Origin of the sequence: Pseudomarimonas salicorniae (assembly GCF_023156535.1) — a bacterium.
In the GTDB taxonomy this organism is placed as follows: domain Bacteria; phylum Pseudomonadota; class Gammaproteobacteria; order Xanthomonadales; family Xanthomonadaceae; genus Pseudomarimonas; species Pseudomarimonas salicorniae.
Genome location: NZ_JALNMH010000014.1, coordinates 1 through 23,894 on the forward strand (window position 1 = coordinate 1; position 23,894 = coordinate 23,894).

Annotated in this window: 21 protein-coding genes; 5 read left to right on the forward strand and 16 right to left on the reverse strand. The window is 68.9% G+C overall.

Features of this window, described 5'->3' with window-relative positions:
- Nucleotides 1-365 precede the first annotated feature (365 nt).
- From arsS to M0G41_RS15675, 8 genes are all read right to left on the reverse strand, one after another.
- Entirely contained in the window at nt 366-1,328 is a 963-nt protein-coding gene (gene arsS / locus M0G41_RS15640; RefSeq protein ID WP_248210865.1) for an arsenosugar biosynthesis radical SAM (seleno)protein ArsS, read from the reverse strand.
- Nucleotides 1,321-2,154: a sterol desaturase family protein gene (locus M0G41_RS15645; RefSeq protein WP_248210866.1), complete on the reverse strand. Its 834-nt coding sequence runs from the start codon at nt 2,152-2,154 to the stop codon at nt 1,321-1,323. The genes arsS and M0G41_RS15645 overlap by 8 nt, the downstream gene beginning before the upstream one ends.
- The gene (locus M0G41_RS15650) at nt 2,151-2,825 is read right to left on the reverse strand and encodes a TIGR04282 family arsenosugar biosynthesis glycosyltransferase (protein WP_248210867.1); all 675 of its coding nucleotides are present in this window, start codon (nt 2,823-2,825) and stop codon (nt 2,151-2,153) included. The genes M0G41_RS15645 and M0G41_RS15650 overlap by 4 nt, the downstream gene beginning before the upstream one ends.
- Entirely contained in the window at nt 2,822-3,499 is a 678-nt protein-coding gene (locus tag M0G41_RS15655) for a glycosyl transferase family 2 (protein WP_248210868.1), read from the reverse strand. The genes M0G41_RS15650 and M0G41_RS15655 overlap by 4 nt, the downstream gene beginning before the upstream one ends.
- A gap of 15 nt (nt 3,500-3,514) precedes the next feature.
- Entirely contained in the window at nt 3,515-4,567 is a 1,053-nt protein-coding gene (locus M0G41_RS15660; protein ID WP_248210869.1) for a methyltransferase domain-containing protein, read from the reverse strand.
- Nucleotides 4,568-4,609: 42 nt separating this feature from the next.
- On the reverse strand, nt 4,610-5,404 hold the full coding sequence (locus tag M0G41_RS15665) for a DUF547 domain-containing protein (RefSeq protein ID WP_248210871.1): 795 nt from the start codon (nt 5,402-5,404) through the stop codon (nt 4,610-4,612).
- 2 nt (nt 5,405-5,406) lie between these two features.
- Entirely contained in the window at nt 5,407-7,575 is a 2,169-nt protein-coding gene (locus M0G41_RS15670) for an FAD-dependent oxidoreductase (RefSeq protein WP_248210873.1), read from the reverse strand.
- 86 nt (nt 7,576-7,661) lie between these two features.
- Nucleotides 7,662-8,402: a helix-turn-helix transcriptional regulator gene (locus M0G41_RS15675; RefSeq protein WP_248210876.1), complete on the reverse strand. Its 741-nt coding sequence runs from the start codon at nt 8,400-8,402 to the stop codon at nt 7,662-7,664.
- Between the two features lie 98 nt (nt 8,403-8,500).
- Between M0G41_RS15675 and M0G41_RS15680 the strand changes: the two genes are divergently transcribed.
- The 5 genes from M0G41_RS15680 (at nt 8,501) to orn (ending at nt 15,614) form a co-directional block, all read left to right on the forward strand.
- Nucleotides 8,501-9,103: a Maf family protein gene (locus M0G41_RS15680; protein WP_248210878.1), complete on the forward strand. Its 603-nt coding sequence runs from the start codon at nt 8,501-8,503 to the stop codon at nt 9,101-9,103.
- 70 nt (nt 9,104-9,173) lie between these two features.
- Complete coding sequence (gene rng / locus M0G41_RS15685) at nt 9,174-10,658, forward strand: ribonuclease G (protein ID WP_248210879.1); 1,485 nt, start codon at nt 9,174-9,176, stop codon at nt 10,656-10,658.
- A gap of 43 nt (nt 10,659-10,701) precedes the next feature.
- Nucleotides 10,702-14,517 (forward strand): YhdP family protein, encoded by a 3,816-nt coding sequence (locus tag M0G41_RS15690; RefSeq protein ID WP_248210880.1) that lies wholly within the window; start codon nt 10,702-10,704, stop codon nt 14,515-14,517.
- Entirely contained in the window at nt 14,514-15,005 is a 492-nt protein-coding gene (gene tadA / locus M0G41_RS15695; RefSeq protein ID WP_343226497.1) for a tRNA adenosine(34) deaminase TadA, read from the forward strand. The genes M0G41_RS15690 and tadA overlap by 4 nt, the downstream gene beginning before the upstream one ends.
- Nucleotides 15,006-15,035: 30 nt before the next feature.
- Nucleotides 15,036-15,614, forward strand: a complete 579-nt coding sequence (gene orn / locus M0G41_RS15700) for an oligoribonuclease (protein WP_248210881.1) — start codon at nt 15,036-15,038, stop codon at nt 15,612-15,614.
- A gap of 498 nt (nt 15,615-16,112) precedes the next feature.
- On the opposite strand, the gene M0G41_RS15705 is transcribed toward orn, so the two are convergent.
- The 8 genes from M0G41_RS15705 to M0G41_RS15745 all read right to left on the reverse strand — a co-directional run bounded on the left by M0G41_RS15705 (nt 16,113) and on the right by M0G41_RS15745 (nt 23,702).
- Nucleotides 16,113-17,303, reverse strand: coding sequence for a methyl-accepting chemotaxis protein (locus M0G41_RS15705; protein ID WP_343226498.1), 1,191 nt, complete (start codon nt 17,301-17,303; stop codon nt 16,113-16,115).
- A 54-nt stretch (nt 17,304-17,357) separates the two neighbouring features.
- The gene (locus tag M0G41_RS15710) at nt 17,358-18,392 is read right to left on the reverse strand and encodes a protein-glutamate methylesterase/protein-glutamine glutaminase (RefSeq protein ID WP_248210882.1); all 1,035 of its coding nucleotides are present in this window, start codon (nt 18,390-18,392) and stop codon (nt 17,358-17,360) included.
- Nucleotides 18,392-19,018 carry a chemoreceptor glutamine deamidase CheD gene (gene cheD, locus M0G41_RS15715; protein ID WP_248210883.1) on the reverse strand — a complete coding sequence of 209 codons (627 nt, stop codon included), beginning with the start codon at nt 19,016-19,018 and terminating at the stop codon, nt 18,392-18,394. Before cheD ends, M0G41_RS15710 begins: the two co-directional genes overlap by 1 nt.
- Nucleotides 19,015-19,854: a CheR family methyltransferase gene (locus M0G41_RS15720; protein ID WP_248210884.1), complete on the reverse strand. Its 840-nt coding sequence runs from the start codon at nt 19,852-19,854 to the stop codon at nt 19,015-19,017. Before M0G41_RS15720 ends, cheD begins: the two co-directional genes overlap by 4 nt.
- A 92-nt stretch (nt 19,855-19,946) precedes the next feature.
- Complete coding sequence (locus M0G41_RS15725; RefSeq protein ID WP_248211010.1) at nt 19,947-20,411, reverse strand: chemotaxis protein CheW; 465 nt, start codon at nt 20,409-20,411, stop codon at nt 19,947-19,949.
- Between the two features lie 89 nt (nt 20,412-20,500).
- The gene (locus tag M0G41_RS18715) at nt 20,501-22,873 is read right to left on the reverse strand and encodes a methyl-accepting chemotaxis protein (protein WP_282452980.1); all 2,373 of its coding nucleotides are present in this window, start codon (nt 22,871-22,873) and stop codon (nt 20,501-20,503) included.
- 57 nt (nt 22,874-22,930) lie between these two features.
- Nucleotides 22,931-23,290, reverse strand: a complete 360-nt coding sequence (locus M0G41_RS15740) for a hypothetical protein (protein ID WP_248210885.1) — start codon at nt 23,288-23,290, stop codon at nt 22,931-22,933.
- Nucleotides 23,291-23,336: 46 nt separating this feature from the next.
- Nucleotides 23,337-23,702: a hypothetical protein gene (locus tag M0G41_RS15745; RefSeq protein WP_248210887.1), complete on the reverse strand. Its 366-nt coding sequence runs from the start codon at nt 23,700-23,702 to the stop codon at nt 23,337-23,339.
- Nucleotides 23,703-23,894: the final 192 nt, after the last annotated feature.

Below are 23,894 nucleotides of genomic sequence, written 5' to 3' on the forward strand. Positions count from 1 at the left end.
TAGGAGCCAGCTTGCTGGCGATCGTCCCATCCGGGGCGCCTATCGCCAGCAAGCTGGCTCCTACAGCGGGACCGGGGCGAATGCGAACTTCGCGCCCAAAGCAGACCTTGCCGCAGTCAAATTGTGGGAGCGCCCTTGGGCGCGACCGCGGAGTTACCGTCTAGCCCCGGTCTGCGGTGAATCCGTAGTGCCGCGGTCGCGCCCAAGGGCGCTCCCACAGTCGAGCCTCGTTGGGCGTCAGCGAAGCCCCATAGGGGGTGCCTTGGACGCACCGATACGGGCGTTCGGACGGTACGCCCGGTGCGGCCATCCGCACCCTATGAATGCCTTATTTGCACCCATGGCTCCCGTTTGTCAGCGCGACCTCAGGCAGCCAGCGCGCCGCCGCAGCTGGAGCCCTGGCCGGCGGTGCAGCCGTAGCAGTGGCCGGCAACGCGTATGGACTTCGGTACCTCGCCGGTCAGCAGGTCGCGCAGGTGCAGTCGGTGGCCGTCGTCCGGGCCGGCGGGCAGGTCGAGCATCTGGTTGAAGTCGCAGTCGTAGACGTAGCCGCGGTAGTCGACGCTGAGCAGGTCGCGACACATCACCGAGCCGAGGTTCTCGTCGCGATGCGCATCGCGCAGGGTGGCCATGTAGGCCTCGAAGCGGCCCTTGGAGAGCAGCCAGGAGCCGAAGCGCTTGATCGGCATGTTTGCCAGGGCGAACAGCTGGTTGAAGACGATGCCGAACTGTTCCTGCAGCAGACGCTTGTAGTCGGCCTCCAGCGCAGCTTGCGGCGGCGGCAGGAAGGCGCCATTGGGGTTGTAGACCAGGTTCAGCACCAGCGGGCTGCCGAGTTGGCCGTAGCCCAGCGCGTTGAGGGTCTGCAGGGCGCGGATCGAGCTCTCGAACACGCCGTTTCCGCGCTGCTCATCGACGTTGGCGGCGCTGTAGCAGGGCAGAGAGGCAACCACCTCGACGCGGTTTGCGGCGAGGAACTCGCCGACCCACTCATAGCCGGGCTCTTCCATGATGGTTGGGTTGAGCCGGTCCATCACTGCGATGCCGGCCTCGCGGGCCGAGGTCACCAGCCAGCGGAAGTCGGGATTCATCTCCGGCGAGCCGCCGGTGAGATCGAACTGGCGCACGCCGTGTCGTCTGGCCGCGTCGAGCGCCAGTTGCATGGTCTCGCGATCCATCAGTTCGGTGCGCCGCGGGCCGGCGTTGACATGGCAGTGGATGCAGCTGAGGTTGCACAGGTAGCCGAGGTTCAGCTGCAGGGTGCCGAGCGCCCGCCTGTCGATGGCGGGAAAGTCGCTGGGTTCCAGCAGGGGCAGGGTGTCACGCATCGTGGTCCTCGGGTGTCGTGCGCGCAGGGCGCTGCAGTGGCTGGCGGAGCAGGGCGAAGAGACGCTGTTCGCCGGTCGAACGCCAATCCGCGAGGCCGATGGTCATCCGTGACTCCGGCTCCGCGGGGGCGGCGCGATAGCTGCGAAACAGCCGGTCCCAGAGCGACAGGTGGAAGCCGTAGTTGCTGTCGGTTTCATGCCTGTGGGGAGAATGATGCACCCGATGCATCGAGGGCGTCACGAACAGCCAGCGCAGGCGCCGGTCGAGCCGCTGCGGCAGGGCGAAGTCGGCATGGGTGAACAGGGCGCCGCTGGACAGCAGGATCTCGAACACCAGCACGGCCAGCCCCGGGGCCCCGAGCAGGGCGATCACCACGAGCTTGATCACCAGGCTGAGCAGGAGCTCCAGCGGGTGGAAGCGCACGCCGGTGGTGGTGTCGAAGGCGGTGTCGCTGTGGTGCACGCGGTGCAGCCGCCACAGCCATGGGATCCGGTGGAACAGCCGGTGTTGCCAGTAGATGGCCAGATCGAGCAGCAGCACGGCGATCACGCCGAGGGCGAGGCCATCGAGGCCCAGCGCCGGCAGCAGGCCCCAGCCGCGCTCGCTGACCTTGAGCGCCCAGCCGACCGCCAGCACCGGCACCGCGAGGCGCAGCAGAAGGGTGCCGATCAGAACCATGCCCGCGTTCACCGCCTGCCGCCGCGACCAGCGGCCGTCGCCGCGCAGCGGAAAGCGCCTCTGCAGGAGCAGCATCAGCCCCAGCACGCCGAGGAAGATGCCGAGGCGCAGCGGGCCCTCGTTGGCCAGCAGCCACTCGGCGCTCATGCGCCAGGCTCCGCCAGGGCGGCGCGCAGCCAGGCGGCCAGTGCCCGCTGGCCAAGGGTCGGGTCGCGCAGCGCGGACAGGTCCGAACAAAGCGGCGCAAGGTCGCTGGCGCGGTCGAGGTCGCGCAGGGTGTCGAGGCGCCGACAGCCGCCCAGCGCGGTCAGCGCCGATTCCATCCGCTGGCCGGTGTCCGGCTGGCTGTAGGGCACCTCGTTCCAGACCGTCTCGGGGATCGGCGCGCGACTGGCGAGCAGCCAGAAGCCACCGTCATCGGCCGGGCCGAGGACATGCTCGGCGCCCTCGTCCAGCACCCGGGCGGCGGCCTGCAGATGCGCCGCGGTGAGCTGCGGGCTGTCTGCCCCGATCAGCAGGGCGCGGCCGTGGCGCTGCAGCAGGTCGGCATGGACGCGGCCCATGCGCTCGCCCAGGCCGCCCTCGCCCTGCGCCAGGCAGGGAAGGCCCGACCACTGCGAGAGCCCCTCGCTCTCCGCCACCGCCCAGTAGGCCTGCCAGCCGCTGGCTTCGGTGAAACGCTGGACCACCGAGGCGACCGCCGCGGCTGCCATGCGATGCCAGTGTTCGGCGAAGGCGCGGCCGCGGCTGCGGGCGAGGCGGGTCTTGATCGGCGACAGGCCCGGAGTCTTGACGAAGATGGCCAGCCCCCCGCTCATGCACCGCCTCCGGAAAACCGACGGGCCTGCTCGAAGGTCATGCGCAGGTGGCGCGCGGTGGTGCGCAGCCAGCCGTGTTCGGCATAGCGCCGGGCGCTGGTGTACAGGGGAACGCCGAGAGGGTGCAGCGGCAGGCCGGCGCGGCGCGCCTTCCAGACCAGGGCGTGGTCCTCGCCCGGGCCGACCGTTTCGTCAAAGCCGCCGAGGGCCTCGAACTGCCGCCGCGGCAGAAGCAGTCCCTGGTCGCCGAAGGGCATGCGCAGCCAGCGCGAACGGATGAAGGCGCCGAGGCGGTTGATCGGCATGCCGCGGGGGCCATCGTCGAAGGCCAGATCAAAGTAGGCCAGCGCCGGGCGATCGGGCAGGGTCGCGATCCGCGCCAGGGCCCGGGGATGCAGGCGGCTGTCGGCGTGCAGGAACCATAGCCAGCCGTTGCGCCCGGCCGCGGCGCCGCGGTTCTGCTGCGCCGCGCGGCCGGCGGGGCCGGCCAGGCACAGGCAGCGCTCCAGGCCGGGAAGCGCCTGCGCGGCCGGCGCGCCGGGATCGCCGTCGACGCCGCTGAAGATGATCTCGGCCGTTTCCGGCAAGGCTTCCAGCTGCGGGAGCAGGCGACGCCAGGCGACATCGCCCGGGCCCACCGGCACCACGACGCAGAGATCATCGAGCCGAGGCATGGCGAAACAGCCTGTTCAGCAGCAGGCGCCGGCTGCGGTGCCCGTGGCCGCTGGCTGGGCGGGGCCGCAGTCGAACAGGCCGAAGTGGCGGCTGGTGTCGCCCTCCAGCCGGAAGTGCCGGGCCAGCCGTGACTTGCCCAGCATGTCGAAGGTGTTGCCGCAGACCCGCAGCGGACGACCGGTCTCGAAGCGGTGGTGGTCATCGAGATCGAAGGCGTGAGGCTGGTCGGGGATCGTGCCAAGGTAGGTCGCGACCTGGCCGAAGTCCTCGCAGCGGTCCTCGAGCGGCAGCTTGAACACGCGCAGGGTCATCGAGGTGAAGCGGGCGAATCCGATCTTCGCCTCGATCTCCGGGTCGAGCAGGGGCACCGGCGCCTGGGCGACGCCGCGCACGTCGGCGCAGCCCAACTGGCCGAGCAGGCGGCGGAAGTCCTCGGTGTACAGCGCGCCGCCGAGGCACTCTCCGCGCAGCACGGGATCATCCTGAAGCGCCTGCGGCAGACGGCGGTCGCAGAACACGTCGGAGAAGTACAGCTCGCCGCCGGGCTTCAGCACGCGAAGCACCTCCCGGAACACGGCCTCCTTGTCGGGGGCGAGGTTGACCACGCAGTTGGACACCACCACGTCGACGCTCTCATCGGCAAGGCCAGCGCCCTCCAGGTCCTCGATGTAGCCTTCGACGAAGCGAACGTTGCTCTGCGCATGGCCGTAGCGCTCGGCATGCCAGGCCTGGTGCCGGCGCGCCACCTCGAGCTGCTCGGGGGTCATATCGACGCCGGTGACACGGCCCGACTCACCGACCAGGCGCGAGAGCACGTAGACGTCGCGACCGCTGCCGCAGCCGAGATCGAGAACATGGCAGCCCTCCAGCGCCGTCGGCAGCGGCGCGCCGCAGCCATAGAAGCGGGCATTGACCTCGGGGTGCACCTCGGCCAGCAGCTGGCGCATCCGTGGAGACAGCGACTCGACGCTGCAGCAGGCCCCGGTCTTGAGGTCCTGGCTGCCCTGGAGGATGCGGCCGTAGTAGTCGCGGACGTCCTGGTGGATGCTCTGGCTGGCGCTGTTCATGGGATCTCCGGTTCGGTATCCCGGAAGGTAGCAAAGCCGGCGTCAGCGTGGCGCCGTGTTGAGCGACCAGTCGTAGTCGCCAAAGCGCAGCCGCGGCTGGCGCGCCCTGATCCGCGCCGCTTCGGCCGGGGTGTCGGCCAGCCAAGCAGCGTGCCGGACGAGGAAGTCCCACGGCGCATCGGAGGCGCCGAAGTCCTCCTCGTACCAGTCGAAGATCGGCGAGACGCGCAGCGCGCCGTCCTCGATGCCGTTGCGCGAGCGATCCTGCAGGAAGCGCCGGGTCTGGTCGTCGAGCTGGGCGTCGAGCCGCGTGCCGACATAGGCCTCGGGGCGCAGCGCCGGGCAGCCGATCGAGGCGCAGTTGACCGCGAAGTGGATGCGCGGGTCCGCCAGCCGCGGGTTGCCGCGGATCAGCTCGTGCTCGATCTCGTCGAGGTGCCGGCGCTGACCCAGCAGGTCGAAGAAGCGCTGCCTCCAGGGTGAGCGGAACAGGCTGCCGAGATCCTTGATCGATTCGATCTCCGGCCAGCCGCCCAGCACCAGTTCAACGGTAAACGCGTTGTAGGCGTTGATCAGGAAGGCCAGCTGCTCATCGCGCCCGAAGCCCTGGAACGTCTCGTCCGGCACCGCTGACAGTGCCTTGAGATAGGCCTTCAGCGCCGACCGATCGGACTCGAACCCGGCGTAGTCGACGACGCTGGCATGGCCATCCGGGCGCCAGCTGACATGGCGTTCGAGCAGGCCGCTCCAGGCGCCGTGCCCATGATCGAAGCCCGCCTGCGGCGCGGCCTGCAGCAGCGGCGCGGCCAGCAGCAGGAGCAGGGCGGCGCAGCGCATGCTCAGCCCCGGCGCCAGGCGAAGAAGCGCTCGGCCCAGCGCAGTGCGCCCTGCGGCGCATTGGCCTTCTTCCAGACGCCGGCGGCGTACTTGTTGGCCTCGCTCCAGGTCGGATAGACGTGGATGGTGCCAAGCAGCTTGTTAAGGCCGAGCCGGTATTTCATCGCCAGAACGAATTCGGGCAGCAGCTCGCCAGCGTGCTGGCCGACGATGCTGACGCCGAGGATCTCGTCCTTGCCCGGTGGCGTCAGCACCTTGACGAAACCCTCGTCGGCGCTGTCGGCAATGGCGCGGTCGAGGTCGTCGAGACCGTAGCGGGTCACTTCCACCTCGATGCCGCGCTCCCGCGCCTCGTCCTCGGACAGACCGACCCGTGCCACCTCGGGGTCGGTGAAGGTCACCCAGGGAATCACCCGGTAGTCGGCGCGGAACGACCAGAACGGGGCGAGCAGACCGTTCACCGCGGCATACCAGGCCTGGTGGGAGGACACATGGGTGAACTGGTAGGGGCCGGCCACGTCGCCGCAGACGTGGATGTTCGGGAAGTTGGTGCGCATCAGCGCGTCGTGCTCGATGGTGCCGCCGCGGGCGAGGCGCACGCCGAGTTCCTGCAGCCCGAATCCTTCGACGTTGGCGCGACGGCCGACTGCCAGCAGCAGGCGGTCGAAGCCGAACTCGGTCTCGCGGCCGTCGATCTCGCAGACCAGGGCGTGGCCCTCGCCGCGTCGCTCGATGCGCAGGGCGCTGTGGCGCAGGGCGAGGGTCAGGCCCTCGTCGCGCAGCCGCTGCGCCAGGTGCTCGCCGGCATCGGCGTCTTCCTTGGGCAGCAGGCGCTCGCCGCGGCTGACCACGGTCACCGCGCTGCCGAGGCGGGCAAAGCACTGGGCCAGCTCGCAGCCGATCGGTCCGCCGCCCAGAACCAGCAGGCGGGCCGGGCGTTCGCGCAGCGACCAGATCGTGTCCGAGGTGAGGTAGGGCACCTCCTCGAGGCCTGGCAGGTCGGGCAGCGCCGGGCGTCCCCCGGTGGCGATGACGATGCTGCGCGCGCTGATCCTTCGGCCCTCGACCTCGACCTCCCAGGGCGAGACCAGCCGCGCCTCGCCCTTGATGACATCGACGCCGAGCCCGGTGTAGCGCTCGACCGAGTCATGCGGCTCGACCTTGCCGATCACGGTCTGCACGCGCTCCATCACCGTGGCGAAGTCGAACTCGGCCTGCATCCGGTCGATCCCGTAGCGCTGGCTGTCGCGCGCCTCGGCCAGAAGGCGAGCGGTGCGGATCAGTGCCTTGGAGGGCACGCAGCCGGTATTGAGGCAGTCGCCGCCCATGCGGTGCTTCTCGATCAGCGCGACCTTCGCTTTCACCGCCGCGCCGATGTAGCTGGTCACCAGACCCGCCGAGCCGGCGCCGATGGCGATCAGGTTGTAGTCGAAGCGGGCGGGTTTCCTGTGTCCCTTGTAGACCCGTCGCGCCTGCAGCCAGCGGGTCAGCCCGCGCAGCAGCAGGGGCAGCAGTCCGATCACCACGAAGGCGCCGATCAGGCCCGGGCTCAGCACGTCCTTGGCCGACTCCAGCTCGGCCAGCTGGGTGCCGGCATACACATAGGCGATCGTCGCCGGCAGCATGCCGAGCTGGCTGACCCAGTAGAAGGTGCCGACGCGCAGCGCGCTGAGGCCGGCCAGGATGTTGACGATGAAGAACGGAAACACCGGGACCAGGCGCAGGGTGAACAGGAAGAACGCGCCGTCACGGCGGACGCCCTCATCGAAGCGCTTCATGCGTTCGCCGAAGCGGCTGGACAGAGTGTCGCGGAGCAGGAAGCGGGCAACCAGGAAGGCCGCCGTGGCGCCGATCGTGCTGGCGAACGAAACCAGCACCGTGCCCCAGAGCAGGCCGAACACCGCGCCGGCGCCGAGGGTCAGGATGGCGGCCCCGGGCAGCGACAGCGCGGTCACCGCGACGTAGAGCAGGAAGTAGGCGCCCAGCGCCAGCAGGAAGTTGGCCTCGACCCAGCCGGACAGCTCGGCTTGGCGCGCCTTCAGCGATTCGAGGTCGAGCTCGGCGAGCAGCCCGCTGCGGTACAGGGCGAAGGCGACCGCCAGCAGCACGCCGACCAGGAGCAGTCGCTTGCCCAGCCCCTTGCCGGGGGACTTCCTGGCGGGATCGCTCATCGGCTGCTCCAAGGCACGGGGATGATGGCAATGCTAGGCGAGCGCGGCGGGTTCGGCATCACGCCGCCTTCACCAGCGAGGAGGGCTCAGCCGGCCTCGGCGGTGGACCACTGCGCATCGCGCAGCTCGGAGGGTGCGGCGCCGATCACCTGGCGGAAGCTGCGGCTGAAATGCGCGGCATCGGCGAATCCAGCGTCGAGCGCAGCCATGGTGACGTTCTGTCCGGCGCGCAGGCCGGAGACGGCCAGGAGCAGACGACGCCAGAGCACGTAGTTGCGCACCGGCATGCCGAGCTGCTCGCGGAACAGGGCGAGGAAGCGGCTGGGCGACAGGCCGGCCGCGGCGGCCAGCTGGCGGTGGTTCCAGGCCCGCCCGGCCGGGTCCGCATCGATCCGCGCTGCTGCCTCGAGAATTCTGGGATCGCTGGGCAGGGTGTCCTCGAGGCCCACCAGGCTGGCCTTGCGCCAGTCTCTGGCCAGGGCGGACAGGGCCGAAGGCCGGGGCGGCATATCACGGGCCGCCTGGAGGCGTGCCGAAAGGCTGGGGTCGGGCGCCCGCGGGTGGCCACCTGCGGCTACCCAGCGCTCCCAGGCCGGCTGACCGCAGTCGACGAAGAGGTGGGCCACCGGCTGCCCGGTGCCGCGGATGCGATGGGTCTGCAGGGGCGCCAGCGCGCAGAAGCCGAGTGATTCCGGTGCGCCATCGCGATTGACGGACAGCGGTTGCGCGTCGGTCCAGACCAGCTGCGCCGCCCGGTGGGCATGCACCCCGGAGTCGCTGGCCTCACCCAAGACCAGGACCAGTCCGCGTTCGATGTGAAGACGCATGGCTCCTGCCGCCTCCGCCCTGCCTTGCCCGATGGTAGCCGGCCCCTCGTTCAGCCCGCACGCGTCCACATGGACGCCCCAGCCGCTAAGCTTCCGTCATGCTCTATCTCGCCTCGAAATCTCCCCGTCGCCAGCAGCTGCTGGCCCAGCTCGGCTACCGATTCGGCACCCTCGACCTCGACCTGCCGGAGATCCGCGACGCCGGCGAGGCGCCCTTCGACTATGTCAGTCGGGTGGCCCGGGAGAAGGCCGGCGCCGGCCTGCTGCAGGTCTCAGCGCAGCCGGGCGCCACGGTGATCGGCGCCGATACCGAGGTGGTGCTGGACGACGAGGTGTTCGGCAAGCCGCGTGATGCCGCCGACGCCGCATCCATGCTGCGCAGGCTGTCGGGCCGCAGTCACGAGGTGATCAGCGTGGTCTGGGTGGTCAGCGCGGGCCGCGAGCAACGGGCGGTCAGTCGTTCCGAGGTGCGCTTCGATACGCTGGATGACGCCCTGATCGAAGGCTATGTCGCCAGCGGCGAGGCCTTCGGCAAGGCCGGAGCCTACGCCGTGCAGGGCCGTGCCGCGGCTTTTGTCGCCCAGCTGCAGGGCAGCTACACGGGCGTCATGGGCCTGCCGGTGTACGAAACCGCGCAGGCCCTCGCGGCGATGGGATGGCCGGCTTTGGCATCATGGTCGGCCAGCGACACCGCAGGCTGAGCACGGAAGGCCAATGATGACCTCCGCCGCCTGCCCACACTGTTACCAAGCCGGCTAGGGAGGGCCAGCCATGTCCGAGGAAATCCTGATCAATGTCACCCCGCGCGAGACCCGCGTCGCGGTAGTCGAGAACGGCATGCTGCAGGAGGTGCACATCGAGCGCGCCTCCAAGCGCGGCTACGTCGGCAACATCTACAAGGGCAGGGTGCAACGGGTCATGCCCGGCATGCAGGCGGCCTTCGTCGACATCGGACTGGCCCGTGCGGCCTTCCTGCACGCGTCGGACATCGTCCGTGCGCTTCAGGGCATGGTGGTCGAGGAGGGCGAGGCGCCGCCGCCGACCCCGCCGATCCACGAGCTGGTCCGCGAGGGCCAGGACGTGATCGTGCAGGTGGTCAAGGATCCGATCGGCAGCAAGGGCGCGCGGCTGACCACCCAGCTCAGCATTCCCTCGCGCTACCTGGTCCTGCTGCCCTTCGCCAAGGTTTTGGGCGTGTCGGTGCGGATCGAGGACGAGGCCGAGCGCGCCCGGCTCAAGGAGGCGCTGCAGGTGCAGCTGCCCGACGCCGGCGAGAAGGGGCCGGGTTACATCATCCGGACCAATGCGGAGGGCCAGCCCGGCGAGGCCATGGCCGAGGACATCGTCTACCTGCAGAAGGTCTGGCGGGTGATCGAGGAGGGCATGCGCGAGTCGCCGGTCGGACGCTGCATCTACGAGGACCTGTCGCTGCCGCTGCGCGCCCTGCGCGACCTGATGCGTCGTGACGTGGAAAAAGTGCGCGTCGACTCGCGGGAAAGCTACGACCGCATGGTGCAGTTCATCGAGCGTTTCATGCCGGAGATGGTCGAGGTGCTCGAGCACTATCCGGGGGAGCGGCCGATCTTCGATCTGTTCGGGGTCGAGGACGAGATCCAGCGCGCCCTGCAGAAGGACGTGCCGCTGAAGTCGGGAGGGCACCTGATCATTGACCAGACCGAGGCGATGACCACGGTCGACGTCAACACCGGCGCCTTTCTCGGCCACCGCAACCTCGAGGACACGGTCTACCGGACCAACCTCGAGGCCGCCCAGGCCGTCGCGCGGCAGCTGCGCCTGCGCAACCTGGGCGGGATCATCATCATCGACTTCATCGACATGGCCGATGCCGAACACCGTCGCCAGGTGCTGCGCCAGCTGGAGAAGTCGCTGGCCCGCGACCACGCCAAGACCACGGTCTACGAGTTCTCGCCGCTGGGCCTGGTCGAGATGACCCGCAAGCGGACCACCGAAAGCCTGGAGCGCCAGCTCTGCGAGCCGTGTCCGGCCTGCTCGGGCCGCGGCAGCCTGAAGACCCTTGAGACGGTCACCTACGAGATCTTCCGCGAGATCACCCGCGCGGTGCGCCAGTTCGAGGCCGAGACCCTGCTGGTGCTCGCGCCGCCCAAGGTAGTGGCCAAGATCCTCGAGGAGGAGTCTGCCGCGGTGGCCGAGCTGGAGGAGTTCATCGGCAAGACCATCCGCCTGCAGGCCGACGAGCGTTACAGCCAGGAGCAGTTCGACGTGGTGCTGCTGTGAGCACTCGGCGCGCCCGCATCCGGATCCTCTGGAGCGGACCGGGATGAGTGGCTGGCGCCGCCGCCTGCGGCGACTGCGCCGGGTAGTGCTGGCGCTGCTGACCGGTCTGCTGATCCTCGCCGGGCTCGCGGTGGCGGTGCTCTCGCAGCTGCTGCCGACCCTGCAGTCGCGACCGGACGAGGTCGCTGCCTTCATGCAGCGCCAGCTCGGCGTGCCCGTGGAGCTCGATGCCGTGCAGGCCGAGTGGACGGGCAGCGGGGTGCGTCTGCAGCTCAGCGGCCTTCGCATCGGCGGCGCCGACGGGCCGAGCGTGGCCGATGCGACCTTGTGGCTGCGCCCGTTCAGCGGCTGGTGGCCGGGCAACACGTTGAGCACCCTGCAGGTGAGCCGGCCGGAGCTGGTCGTCGAGCGTCGGGGCGAGGGCGACTGGCAGGTCCGCGGGCTGGTCCTGGCCACCCGCGCCGACGGCCCACTGGATCTGCAGCTGCTCGACCGGATCGGCGAGGTGGTGCTCGACGAGGCCAGCCTGCAGCTGCGCAGCGAGGTCGACGGGCTCGACCTGCGCCTGGCCCGGGTGGATGGCCGCATGCGACCCCAGGGCGGACAGTTCGCCTTGGCCCTGCAGGTGTTCATCGACGACAGCCCGCCGATCCGCCTGCGGCTGCACGCCGCCCCCGACCTGCGAGCGGGCACGCTGCATCTTGGCCTGCGTCGGGCTCCGCTGGATGACTGGCTCGGCGCCACCCTCGACAGCGACTGGCAGCTGCCGCCGAGCCTGGTCGAGGGCGATGCCTGGGCCGACTGGGTCGATGGCCGCCTCAGCGGCCTTCAGTTTCGCGCCCGTCTGACGCCGGAGGCGGCGTCGGCCGCCAGCGGTGATACCCCGGCCATCGAGGACAGCGCAGGCGAGGCCGGCGGCGATGGGGGAGGCGAGGGCGCCGGGTCGGCCGCTCCGCTGCCCGCGCTGGCGCTCGAGGGCACCTGGCTGCCCTTGCCCGACGGTGGCGAGTGGCAGCTGCATGATGCCAGCGGCGCCGCGCCGAACGGCTGGCTGCGCTATCTGACGGCGGGGCCCGAGCGTTCCCTGCAGCTCACCGACTGGGATCTCGGTCTCTGGTGGCCCTGGCTGTCCCGAAGTCTGCCGGCAGCACCGCCAGTGCGGGCGCGGCTGGCATCGGTGGTGGCCGGTGGCCGGATCGAGGCCCTGCGCGTGGACTGGTCCGGCGATGGCGCGCCGCGCTGGTGGGTCGAGGCGCGCCAGCTGCGCAGTGAGGCGGCTGGCCGGATTCCCGGCATCGCGGGGCTGGACCTGCGCGCCGAGGGTGTCGGCGGCCAGGCTCTCTACCACGTTCAGGCGGACCCGTTGCAGCTCGACTGGCGCAGCCTGGCCGCACCGATGTCTCCCGCGGTCCGCGGCGACCTCGTCTCCTGGCGCGATGAGGCGGGCCACTGGTGCCTGCATGCGCTGGATCTGGCGCTGGCCGAACCCGAGTACTCGATTGCCGCCGAGGGCGGCCTGTGCTTCGACGGTGGCGCGCCCAGCGCCGATCTGAGGGTGGCCGTCGCCCCGGCCGACATCACCGTCGCCAAACGCTTCTGGGTCCTGGACAGGATGCCGGAGAAGGCCGTTGGCTGGCTCAATGAGGCGATCGAAGCGGGACGGCTGGAGCGCGGCGCCCTGCTGCTGCACGGTGACCTGTCCGACTGGCCGTTCCAGGCAGGAGAGGGACGCATGGAGGCATTGGCGATGCTCGATTCGCTGCGCCTCAGGTACCGACCCGACTGGCCGGTCGGCGAAGCGCTCAGTGGCGAGGCACGTTTCATCAACGACAGCATGCAGTTCGATGGCAGCGCAGAGCTGGCCGGCATCGGGATCGAGCGCGTGCAGGGCAGCATCGCCCGCTTCCGCGAGAGCATGCTTCGCGTGCGCCTGCAGGCGCCGACCGACAGTACCGCCCTGCTGCGCCTGCTGCGTGCCACGCCCCTGTGGAAAACCCTGGCGCCCGGGCTTGAGCGGGTGCGGGCGTATGGACCGGCCCAGGCCGACGTCGGCCTGCAGATCCCGCTCAAGCGCGAGCTGGGGGCGCCGCGGGTCGATGGCTCCCTGCTGCTGGAGGAAGTCGACCTGCGCCACGAGGAGTGGGGGATCGCCTTCGACGGTGCCAGCGGGCCGCTGCGCTTCACCGAACGCGGTGTGGAAACACCGGGACTCGACGTGCTGCACGTGGGTCGCCCGGCACGTTTCGAGCTGCGCGTCGGCGCGCCCGTCACCTTGGCTGCCAATATGGTCGAGGCGCGGCTGATCGGACGGCTGGATGCCGGGTCACTGATCGACACCCAGCCCGAGCTGGACTGGCTCAAGCCCTCGCTGTCAGGGGTCTCGGGCTGGGACATCGGGCTCGAGATTCCGCGTGACAGGTCCCTGCCTCCGGTGCTCGAGCTGGACAGCGACCTGGTCGGCACCGCGCTTCGACTGCCTGCACCGCTGCGCAAGTCGCCCGCCACGCCCCTGCCGCTGGCATTGCGGGTCGAATTGGCCGGTGCGGCCAAGGATGTGCGGCTGGAGCTTGGCGAACTGATGCGGCTTCGCGGTCTGTGGGCCAAGGGTGTGCCGTTCAACGGCCTCGCCAGCTTCGGCGAAACAGCGGGTGAAGGAGCGCCGGAGCAGGGCCTGGCCGTGATCGGCCAGGTGCCGGTGCTTGATCTCGGTGGCTGGATCGAGCTCGGCGGGAGCGGGGGCGGGATGCTGAGAAGCATCGACCTGCGCAGTGGTGAGCTGGATCTGTTCGGGCGCGGCTTTGGCGAGACGCGGCTGCGCTACAGCCGAGACGCCGAGGCCACACGAATCGGGTTCGAGGGGGAGCGGCTGCAGGGTGAGATCGAGATCCCGGGCGCTGCAGAGCTGCTGCAGCGGGGCGTCACCGCGCGCTTCGAGCGCATGTACTGGCCGGCTGACGAGCAGGGTTCGCCGGGCAGCAGTGGCAAGGGCCACCCCATCGACCCCGCCACCGTGCCTCCGCTGCACGTCCACGTGGAGGATCTGAGGGTCGGCGCTGCCGAGCTCGGAAACACCCGTCTCGAGGCCTACCCGCAGGGTGGCGCCATGCATATCGAGCAGTTCACCGCGCGCTCCGAGGCGCTTTCGCTGACTGCCCGCGGCGATTGGCTGGCAGCCCCCGGCGGTAGCTACTCGCGCTTCGGCATCGAGTTCACCGCGGAAAGCCTGGGCGGCATGCTGCGTGCCCTCGGCTTCTCCGAGTTCGTCGAGGGTGGGCAGACCCTGGTCACGCTCGAAGGCGAATGGCCAGGCCCGCCCAGCGCGTTCTCGCTGGCCGAGGTCAATGGCCGGCTCAGCCTGTCGGTCGGCAGTGGTCGCATCCCGGATGTCGACCCCGGGGCAGGGCGCCTCTTCGGTCTGTTCAGCCTCAGCGAGATCCCGCGCCGGCTCGCCCTCGACTTCAGTGACTTCTTCCGCTCCGGACTCGCCTTCAATCGCATCGAGGGCGACTTCGTGCTCGAGGACGGCAGCGCCTGGACCGACGAGCTGCTGATCGACAGTCCTTCGGCCGAGATCCGCCTGCGCGGCCGCACCGGCCTGCGCGTGCAGGAGTATGCGCAGACCATGGAAGTCCTGCCGCGGGCCGGCAACGTGCTGCCCGTGGTGGGCGCGCTGGCTGCCGGGCCCGCCGGCGCGGCGCTCGGCGCGGTGGCCCAGGCCGTGCTGCAGAAGCCGTTCAAGCAGATCACCCGGACCCTCTACAGCGTCAACGGCAGCTGGAAGGATCCGGATATCGACGTCATCGAGCGCGGGCCGGCGCGGCCGGCGGCGCCCGCCGAGGGCGGAGTCCCCGGTCCGTGAGCGCCGTGCCCTTCGACGCAGCCCGCGACGAGGCCTGCATGCGCGAAGTGCTGGCGCTGGCCGACGAGGCCGAGCGCGAGCACGACGAGGTGCCGGTGGCCGCCTTGCTGGTGGACGCCGCCGGCGAGGTCATCGGCCGTGGCTTCAATCGGAACATCGCCTGGCAGGATCCGAGTGCCCACGCCGAGATCGTCGCGCTGCGAGAGGCCGGTCAGCGAGTCCGAAACCATCGGCTGCCCGGCACGACGCTCTATGTCAGCCTCGAGCCCTGCGCGATGTGCGCCATGGCCCTGGTCCACGCGCGCATCGCCCGGCTGGTCTATGCCACGCCCGACCCCAAGACCGGTGCCTGTGGCAGCGTGTTCGACCTCATCGCCGACCCCCGCCACAATCACCGCATCGAGGTGTGCGCCGGCGTGCTGGCCGAAGAGGCTGCCCGACGCCTCAGCAATTACTTTCGCCGCAAGCGCGGCAAGCCGCCCCTCTAGCCTCTTCCTTATCCGCTTCCTGGAGCCACCATGACCGACAGCAACGCGGCCGGCCCGCGCGACGACCTCTGGGTCTGGATCGATCTCGAGATGACCGGTCTTGATCCGGCCGTCGACACCATCATCGAGATTGCCACCCTGGTCACCGACGGCGAGCTGAACCTGATCGCCGAGGGGCCCGAACTGGCCATCCACCAGCCGCTGCAGCGGCTGGAGGCGATGGACGACTGGAACCGCAATCAGCACAGCCAGTCGGGCCTTTGGCAGCGCGTGCTCGACTCCAGGGTCGACCTGGCCGAAGCCGAGGCGCGGACCCTGGATTTCCTCCGCCAGTACGTCAAGCCGGGAACCTCACCGCTCTGCGGCAATACGGTCTACCAGGACCGCCGCTTCATCTCGCCGTACATGCCGCAGCTCGATGGCTTTCTCCACTACCGGCTGCTTGACGTCTCGACGCTCAAGCTGCTGGCCAAGCGCTGGGCTCCACGCATCGCCGCCGGCATGCAGAAGAGCGCCGCCCACACCGCGCTGGCCGACATCCGCGAGTCGGTCGAGGAGTTGCGCTACTACCGAAGGTTCATGGGCGAACTGGCGGGGCAGGCCGGCTGATCGGTCCCCGCGGCAAGTTGCGCTTCGGGCGCGAAGCAGACATCCATAGGGTGCGGCTCGCCGCACCGGGCATACCGTCCGAAGTCCCGAGTCGGTGCGCCCAAGGCACACGCTATGGGGCTTCGCCGACGCGCAACGAAGCCCGACTGTAGGAGCGCACATGGGCGCGACCGCGGAGATCCGCTCTGGCCTCGGTCTGTGGTGAATCCGATGCGCCGCAGTCGCGGCCAAGGGCACTCCCACAATTTGACTGCGGCATGGTCTGCTTTACGGCGCAAACCGGAGCTGACAGTGCCGTTGCGAGTAGGAGCCAGCTTGCTGGCGATCGTCGCATCCTGGGCGTCTGTCGCCAGCAAGCTGGCTCCTACATTCGGGTTCTGCGGTACGTCTGCTTTGCGCCCCAAGTTCACAATGCCCGACCGGAAACGATGCGCCATCGGTACGTCGGCGGGGCCGGCCGCACCCTATGGTTGCCGAACCACGGGGTAGCGCTGGCGCCTAGAACAGCTCGACGTCGCCCGAGGCCATGTCGACCTGCGAGACCGGCTTATGCGGCTGCTTCTCCCACTGGCCCCGGACTTCCTGGATGCGGCGGGCGATGGCGTGGAGGGCGTTGAGCAGCTCCGTGTCGCGCGGGCCGCCGCTGCGATGGAGGAGTTCCTGCAGGGAGGTGGCCTCGGCATTGATCGCCTGCAGGCGCTCGAGGTGAACCAGGGCCGAGCCCAGGGCCTGGGTGGCGATATCCTCGAACTGCAGCGAGCGAACAGCCTGGCCGACCGAGGTCTCGATCGCCTTGCCGGCGTTGCTGATCTCGCTGATGCCCTGGGACAGGGCGGTGTTCAGCGAGCCGACCTGCTGCATCAGGCGGGCCGATTCGTGCTTGGCCTCCTGCGAGCGGGTCATGTCGCGCGAGGCCATCCGCTGCACCGAGTCGCGCACCTTGGTGACCACCTCACGCGAGCTGTGCGCCAGTTTGCGGATCTGCTCATTGAAGGCGGTGGAGCGCTCGGAAAGGTTTCGCACTTCATCGGCGACCACCGCGAAGCCGCGGCCGGCCTCGCCGGCGCGGGCCGCCTCGATCGCCGCGTTAAGGGCGAGCAGATTGGTCTGGTCGGCGATCGACTTGACGTCCTCGAGCAGGGCGAAGATGCCGTCGAGGTGCTCGACCATGGTGTCGATATGGGAGACGGTGGTGCTGCTCTGGCCGCTGACCTCCTCGAGCGCCTGGACCAGCTGCTCCATCTGCCTCGAGGCCTCCAGGGCGAAGCGCTGCATGCCGACCTCGCCGTCGCGCTCGCCGGTGCGATCGACGATGCGCGACACGGCGCCGGCCTGCTCGCGTGAATGCCGGGCCATGGCGTCGAAACTGGAGGAAAGGGTCTGCACCGCGTCGCGGATCAGTGTCTTGGTGCGGCCGACTTCGCTGCGACCGCCTTCAAGCTCACGGGAGACGAAATTGCGCAGGTCGAGCAGGACCTTTTCCTGCTCCCGAAGCAGTTTGGCCTCGTCCGGCGTGTGGCGTCGCGCGTCACGGACGAGCAGGATAGATCCGGCTGCCCAGGCCAGTGACGAGAGCACGGCGAAGCCGGCGGCGACGGCTGGACCACCGATGCCGCTGAAGTAGAAGAACAGGAACGCCAGGCTGAAGACCAGGCCAGGGCTGAGGTACTTCACGATCCTTCCATTCATGGTGCCGTCCGAATCCTTTTGTTTCGCATCTTATCGGCGCATTCGGCCGTGTCTTTAGCCGGCCGCGCGTTCAAGCAGCCGCAGGGCGACCTGGTCAAGCGGCGCGATGTCCATCACCGCGCCCATCTTCACCGCGCTGCCCGGCATTCCCCAGACCACCGAGCTCGCTTCGTCCTGCGCCAAGGTATACGCCCCTGCGTCGCGCAATGCCAGCATACCGCGGGCGCCATCGTCGCCCATGCCGGTGAGGATGCCGGCGACCGCATTTCGACCCGCGGCGGTGGCCACGGACTGGAACAGCACATCGACGCTGGGCCGGTGACGGTTGACCGGATCGTCCTCGCCGATCCGGCAGAACCAGCGCGCGCCGCTGCGCTCGACGCGCAGGTGGTAGCCGCCTGGCGCCACGTAGGCATGTCCCGGGGTGATCGGCTGCCCGTCGGAAGCCTCGTACACGGTGAGCTGGGTTTCGCGGTCGAGACGCTGGGCGAAAGCCCGCGAGAAGCCGCCGGGGATGTGCTGGGTGATGACCACCGCCGGGGCGTTGGGCGGGAACTGGGCGAGCACGTAGCGCAGCGCCTCGGTGCCGCCGGTCGAGGCGCCGAGGGCGACCAGGCGGTCGGTGGTCTTGTAGACGGTCGGCACGGCGCGCACCGGGGCACCGCCCTCGTGGCGCTTGGCGCTGGCGACGCGGGCGCGGGAAGCGACCTTGACCTTGTCGATCAGCTCGCGGCCGTACTCGCGCAGACCGCGCTCGACGTCGAGCTTGGGCTTGGTGACGAAGTCGATGGCGCCGAGCTCAAGGGCTGCGATCGTGACGTCGGCGCCCTTTTCGGTGAGCGAAGAGACCATGACCACCGGCATCGGATGCAGGCGCATCAGGTTCTCGAGAAACTTCAGCCCGTCCATGCGCGGCATCTCGACGTCGAGGGTCAGGACGTCGGGCTTGAGCTGCTTGATCTTGTCGCGGGCGATGTAGGGGTCGGCTGCGCTCCCGACCACCTCGATCTCCTTGTCGGTCGAGAGAATCTCCGTCAGCAGCTGGCGGACCAGCGCCGAGTCATCTACCACGAGTACCCGAATGCTCATCAGAACAGCTCCACGGAACCAGCAACCTGGGTTTGCTTCAGGCGATCCTTGTATGCGATTTCCTCGGCGGCCACGGCATCCTCGTGAGCGTGCGGCAGGCGCTTGACCAGGGCGCGGCCGGTGACCGGGAAGAAGCAGACCTTGCGCGGGTGGATGCCGCCCAGGTCCTTGGAGACCACCTGGATGTTCTCCTTGCGCAGATAGTCGACCACGAACTCGGAGTTGCGCGTGCCGACCGGCTGCGAGGTGAAGCTCTTGAGCACGTTGCCACCGCCGAAAACCTTGGCCTCGATCCGCTCGCGGCGCGCGCCGTGCTTGATCAGCTCGTTGATCAGCAGCTCCATGGCGTGGCTGCCGTAGCGGGCCGGGACACCATCGGTCACCTCGCCATCGGGCAGCATGAAATGATTCATCCCGCCGAGGCGGATCACCGGATCACGCAGGCAGGCAGCAACGCAGGAGCCCAGCACCGTCATCAGCGCGAGGTCGCGCTCGGTGCAGAAGTACTCGGCGGGCAGGACCTTGACCACGTCGGCGTTCAGCTGGGTGTCGCGATAGAGCAGCGGGCCAGCCCGCGAGCGCTGGTTGGCGACCGGATCGAATGCACGGGTGACGCGGATCTTCATTGCGGCGCATCCGCGCGGCAGTAAACGGTGCGTCCGCAGGGGCGCAGGAGATCATTGGCGTGCAGGAAGCTTTCCGAGTGGCCTGCGAACAAGCGGCCGTCGGGAGCGAGCAGGGGAGTCATCCGTTCGAGCACGCCACGCTGGGTCGGCTTGTCGAAGTAGATCATCACGTTGCGGCAGAAGATCGCGTCGAACGGCCCCTTCAGTCCGTAGCTCCCGGCCAGCAGATTGAGCTGGGCGAACTCGACCATGTCGCGCAGCGGCGGTTTGATCCGGCACATGCCCTCGTTCGGGCCGGTACCCCGCTGGAAGAAGCGTTTGGTGCGCTCGGCGCTCAGGTCCTTGATCCGGTCGACCGGATAGACGCCGCGTTCACCGGTGGCGAGGACCTGGGTGTCGATGTCGGTGGCGAGGATGCGGACCGGCGGCGTCAGGCTGTTGAAGGCCTCGCAGGCGGTGATCGCCAGCGACCAGGGCTCCTCGCCGGTCGAGGCGGCCGAGCACCAGATGCGAAGCGGTCCACGGTCGCGGCGCGCCTTCAGGTGCTCAAGGAGGATCTCGAAGTGGTGCGCTTCGCGGAAGAAGCTGGTGAGGTTGGTGGTGAGTGCATTGGTGAATGCTTCCCACTCCTCCTCGCCGCCCTTGTCGAGCTGCTGCAGGTATTCCTGGAAGCTGCGCAGGCCGAGCGCCCGCAGGCGCCTCGACAGTCGGCTGTAGACCATGTCGCGCTTGCTGTCCGCCAGCGCGATGCCGGCGCGCTTGTAGATCATGTCGCAGACCCGGCGGAAGTCCCGCTCGGAGAAGTCGAACTCCCGGCCGTGCGCGTTATCCGCCATGGCGCGGCTTCCCCGGGACCGATGCCGTCGCTCGGTGCCCTGCCTTGATCCGGATGATGCCCCCTGTGGTCATGTCCGGTTCCCGGGGCCGGTCAGCTTTCGCCGGCCCGGTCGATCAGGGCCAGGTCCTCGGAGCCGAGCAGCCTTTCGATGTCGATCAGCAGAACCATCCGCTTCTCGACCACGCCGACGCCGACCAGGTAGCGGGCGTCCACGCCGGCGCCCAGCGGCGGGGCGGGGCGGATCTGTTCGGCACGCAGCTGGACGACGTCGGAGACGCTGTCCACGACCACGCCTACGGTGCGCTCGCCGAGGTTCAGGATGATCATCACGGTGAAGCCGTCGTAGCGCGCTTCGCCCAGACGGAACTTGATGCGCAGGTCGAGCACCGGAACGATGGTGCCGCGCAGGTTGATCACGCCCTTGATGTGCGGCGGCGTGTTGGGAATGGTGGTGACGCCCTCGTAGCCGCGGATCTCCTGCACTTTCAGGATGTCGACGCCGTACTGCTGGTCGGCCAGTGCGAAGGTGAGGAATTCACCCGACGCCGCGGCCATGGGCAGGACGCTTTCGTCTGCGACCTGCATTGCTTGCTTGGCTTGCATCGATACCTCTCCTTCGCGCCCGCCAGGCGGGCGGCGGCTTGCTAGAACTCTTCCCAGTGGTGCTCATCCGCCTTGCCCGGCCCGGACTTGCCCACCGGCTTGGGCGTGGCCGCGGGTTTGCTCGGGGCCGGCTGTGGCGGCGAGGCCGGCTTGGCGGCCGGCTTCGCGGGGGCAGCGGGCCGGCCCGTCGCGTCCTTGCCGGGAGCAGGTTTGCCAGCCTCCTTGGTGGGCGGGCGGGCACTGCCAGGAACCGATCTCGGCTGCAGACCCGGGCCGGACACGGATTCCTTGGCGGCCGGCTTGGCAGTTCTGGCGTCTGCGCCGCCAGGCAGGCGGAACACCGAGACCGCCGTGGCGAGTTCGCCGGCCTGCTCCTCCATCGAGCGCGCGGCAGCCGAGGCCTGCTCGACCAGGGCCGCGTTCTGCTGGGTGGTCTGGTCCATCTGCACGACGGTCTGGTTGACCTGCTCGATGCCCGAAGACTGCTCGTCGCTGGCCGCGGCGATCTCGCTCATGATGTCGGTCACGCGCTTCACCGAGGACATGATCTCGTCCATCGTCTTGCCGGCGTCGTGGACCAGGGTCGAGCCTTCGGTCACGGTGATCACGGATTCGGCGATCAGCTCCTTGATCTCCTTGGCTGCGTCGGCCGAGCGCTGGGCCAGGGAGCGGACCTCGCTGGCCACCACCGCGAAGCCGCGGCCCTGTTCGCCGGCGCGGGCCGCCTCGACGGCTGCGTTTAGGGCGAGGATGTTGGTCTGGAAGGCGATGCCGTCGATGACCGAGATGATGTCCTCGATGCGCTTCGAGGAGGCGCTGATGGCATCCATCGTGGTGACCACACGGCCGACCACCTCGCCACCGCGCGATGCGACGTCGGCAGCGCCGACGGCGAGCTGCCGTGCCTGCCGGGAGTTCTCGGCGTTCTGCTTCACGGTCGAGGTCAGCTCTTCCATCGAGGAGGCGGTCTCCTCGAGATTGGCCGCCTGCTGTTCGGTGCGCTCGGAAAGGTCCGAGTTTCCGGCAGCGATCTCGCCCGCTGCGACATTGATCTCCTCGCTGGCCTGGGTGATCTTGCGGGCGATGTCGGTGAGCCGCTCCACGGTCGAGTTGGCGTTCTCGACCAGGTTGAAGAAAGCGCCCTTGAAGCGGTTCTCCACGCGCACCGTCAGATCGCCCTGCGACAGGGCGAGCAGCAGCTTGCCGACCTCGCCGAGGCCGGAGTCGGCCTGCTGCATCAGCTGGTTCAGGCCGGCCACCATCTCGCGGAAGGCGAACTGGAACTGTTGTTCGTCGCCGCGGATGCTGAAATCGCCGTCCGCCGCGGCCAGCACGAGGCGCTGGATCTCGGCGTTGACGCTCTGCAGATTGGCCTTGGTCTGGACCATGGCCTCGGTAATCGCGGCCTTCTGGCCCGGCAGGTCGACCATGTCCTGCGACAGGTCGCCCACGGCGTAGCGGCGCATGAGCGCCACGGCCTGGTTCATCGTCTCGATCTGCGAGGCCACCAGCTCGTTCAGCGAGGTGGCCATGTCGCGATAGGCGCCGGTGAACTGCGAGGCCTCGATCCGGTAGTCGAGCTGTCCCGCCTCGTGCTGCTCGGCCATCTCGGTCTCGGCCCGGGCAAAGCTGCGCAGGGTGTCCTGCATCTTCGCCATACCGCGGTTGAGCTCACCGACCTCATCCTGGCGGGAGGTATCGATGCTGCCGTCGAGCCGCCCGTTGGCGATGTCGTTGACTACGCCCAGGCTGGCGCGGACGCCGTTCACCACGCTGCGCGCCACAATGAAGGCGAAGAGGAGACTGAGCAGGATGGACACCACCAGTACGGTGATCATGGTGCCGCGCGCAGCGGTGTAGGTGGACTGGGACTTGGCCACTGCGGCGGTAGCGGCGCGACCCTTGATGGCGGCTATCTGGTCGAGGGCTTCAGCCAGGGCGCTGTAGGCCTTGCTGCCATCACCGATAGCCATGTCGGTAGCCTCTTCCAGGAACTCGGCCTGGACGATCTCATCGACCTCCTTGGCTTGGGCCTTGAATGCTTCCCATGCCGACATCGCAGTCTCTCGTGCCTGCGCTTCGCCTTCCTCGACCGGCGTAGCCGCGTAGCGGGCCCAGACATCGTCGAACCGGCTCTCGTAGGTGGCCTGTGATTCGCGTGCGCGATCCTTCACAGCGGCCGCCGAGGGCACGATCAGCTGAAAGGTCTGTAGCCGGTGTCGGGCCGCGATATTGGCCAGGGTGCCGGCGGTTTCGACGCCGACCAGGCTGTTGCTCGCCAGACTGTCCGCATCCTCGTTCAGTTGGCCCAGGGCCCTGAGCCCAGCAAAGCCGAGGATCAGGGTGAGCAGCATCACCACGCCAAAGGCGAGGAACAGCCTGGGCTGGAGCTTGAGGTTGTTGAGGAAGTTCATCGTCGGCCTTGTCTTGTTGGGTGCTGGCGTCGCGAGGGGCCCGCTTCGGCGGGTCTTCTACATCCTGGTCATCTCGTCGGGCTTGCTGATGACCATCTCCGGCACGTTGCCCTGGGCGAAGGCCACATTGCCGGTGACGCAGATCATCTGGCCGACGAGGTTCTCGGCGGCTTCGAAACGCGAACGGTCAACGCCGTTGATGCGCACTGCGAAGGTGTGCTTGGGGAAGGCGCCGCCCAGATGCAGGAAGGTGGGTTGGCCATCGGTGTTCTCGCTGAAGCGGAAGCTTTCGACCTTGCCGCAGACCGTGGCGCCCTTGCCGACGACGGTGGCGGCATTGGCGGCGCCCACCGTTGTCTGCGCCACGGCAGCCTGGGAAGCGAGCAGGAGAAAAGGCAGGAGGAACTGGGTACGCATGGTGATCCTGGGGTTCTGCTGAAGGAAGAGCTGGAACTGTCCGACCTTACATCACGGTCATTTCGGATGGGCTGGTGATGACCATCTCGGCGCGGTTGCCGGGCGCGCGGCCGACGCGGCCGGTTGCGCAGACCATCTTGCCCTCATTCTCCTCGGGGGCCGGGGAGAACTGGCCGCGGTGCTCGCCATTGATGCGGATGCCGAACTTGTGCGCCGGAAACTTGCCCCCCATGTACAGGAAGGTCGGCTGGCCGTCGGAGTTCTCGTTGAAGCGGGCGCTCTCCACCTTGCCGCAGACCGTGGCGTCCTTGCCGATGAAGCTCTGTGCATTGTCGGCGCCGATGGTGGGCTGTGCGGCGGCGACGCCGATGCCCAGCAGGCTCAGGACGCACAGGGTGACGAGGAACTTCATGTTTGACTCCTTGCCCGGGGGGCGATGTTGATGCGAAAGGTGGAAGCCGAAGCCCTGCCTGCGGCAGGTATCGGGCTTTCCCCCATTATTCAGGCTAGCGTCTGTGCTGCAAACCGTGTCAGAACCGGGCTGTGACAGCTGTTGCACTTGCGTTGGGCAAGGGTCTGGCCTCCGCTTTCCGTCAGCAATCCC

What these genes read in the sequence shown, in the direction of transcription:
- arsS (WP_248210865.1), bottom strand. Translation starts at nt 1,328, where the DNA reads ATGCGTGACACCCTGCCCCTGCTGGAACCCAGCGACTTTCCCGCCATC.
- M0G41_RS15645 (WP_248210866.1), bottom strand. Translation starts at nt 2,154, where the DNA reads ATGAGCGCCGAGTGGCTGCTGGCCAACGAGGGCCCGCTGCGCCTCGGC.
- M0G41_RS15650 (WP_248210867.1), bottom strand. Translation starts at nt 2,825, where the DNA reads ATGAGCGGGGGGCTGGCCATCTTCGTCAAGACTCCGGGCCTGTCGCCG.
- M0G41_RS15655 (WP_248210868.1), bottom strand. Translation starts at nt 3,499, where the DNA reads ATGCCTCGGCTCGATGATCTCTGCGTCGTGGTGCCGGTGGGCCCGGGC.
- M0G41_RS15660 (WP_248210869.1), bottom strand. Translation starts at nt 4,567, where the DNA reads ATGAACAGCGCCAGCCAGAGCATCCACCAGGACGTCCGCGACTACTAC.
- M0G41_RS15665 (WP_248210871.1), bottom strand. Translation starts at nt 5,404, where the DNA reads ATGCGCTGCGCCGCCCTGCTCCTGCTGCTGGCCGCGCCGCTGCTGCAG.
- M0G41_RS15670 (WP_248210873.1), bottom strand. Translation starts at nt 7,575, where the DNA reads ATGAGCGATCCCGCCAGGAAGTCCCCCGGCAAGGGGCTGGGCAAGCGA.
- M0G41_RS15675 (WP_248210876.1), bottom strand. Translation starts at nt 8,402, where the DNA reads ATGCGTCTTCACATCGAACGCGGACTGGTCCTGGTCTTGGGTGAGGCC.
- M0G41_RS15680 (WP_248210878.1), top strand. Translation starts at nt 8,501, where the DNA reads ATGCTCTATCTCGCCTCGAAATCTCCCCGTCGCCAGCAGCTGCTGGCC.
- rng (WP_248210879.1), top strand. Translation starts at nt 9,174, where the DNA reads ATGTCCGAGGAAATCCTGATCAATGTCACCCCGCGCGAGACCCGCGTC.
- M0G41_RS15690 (WP_248210880.1), top strand. Translation starts at nt 10,702, where the DNA reads ATGAGTGGCTGGCGCCGCCGCCTGCGGCGACTGCGCCGGGTAGTGCTG.
- orn (WP_248210881.1), top strand. Translation starts at nt 15,036, where the DNA reads ATGACCGACAGCAACGCGGCCGGCCCGCGCGACGACCTCTGGGTCTGG.
- M0G41_RS15705 (WP_343226498.1), bottom strand. Translation starts at nt 17,303, where the DNA reads ATGAATGGAAGGATCGTGAAGTACCTCAGCCCTGGCCTGGTCTTCAGC.
- M0G41_RS15710 (WP_248210882.1), bottom strand. Translation starts at nt 18,392, where the DNA reads ATGAGCATTCGGGTACTCGTGGTAGATGACTCGGCGCTGGTCCGCCAG.
- cheD (WP_248210883.1), bottom strand. Translation starts at nt 19,018, where the DNA reads ATGAAGATCCGCGTCACCCGTGCATTCGATCCGGTCGCCAACCAGCGC.
- M0G41_RS15720 (WP_248210884.1), bottom strand. Translation starts at nt 19,854, where the DNA reads ATGGCGGATAACGCGCACGGCCGGGAGTTCGACTTCTCCGAGCGGGAC.
- M0G41_RS15725 (WP_248211010.1), bottom strand. Translation starts at nt 20,411, where the DNA reads ATGGCCGCGGCGTCGGGTGAATTCCTCACCTTCGCACTGGCCGACCAG.
- M0G41_RS18715 (WP_282452980.1), bottom strand. Translation starts at nt 22,873, where the DNA reads ATGAACTTCCTCAACAACCTCAAGCTCCAGCCCAGGCTGTTCCTCGCC.
- M0G41_RS15740 (WP_248210885.1), bottom strand. Translation starts at nt 23,290, where the DNA reads ATGCGTACCCAGTTCCTCCTGCCTTTTCTCCTGCTCGCTTCCCAGGCT.
- M0G41_RS15745 (WP_248210887.1), bottom strand. Translation starts at nt 23,702, where the DNA reads ATGAAGTTCCTCGTCACCCTGTGCGTCCTGAGCCTGCTGGGCATCGGC.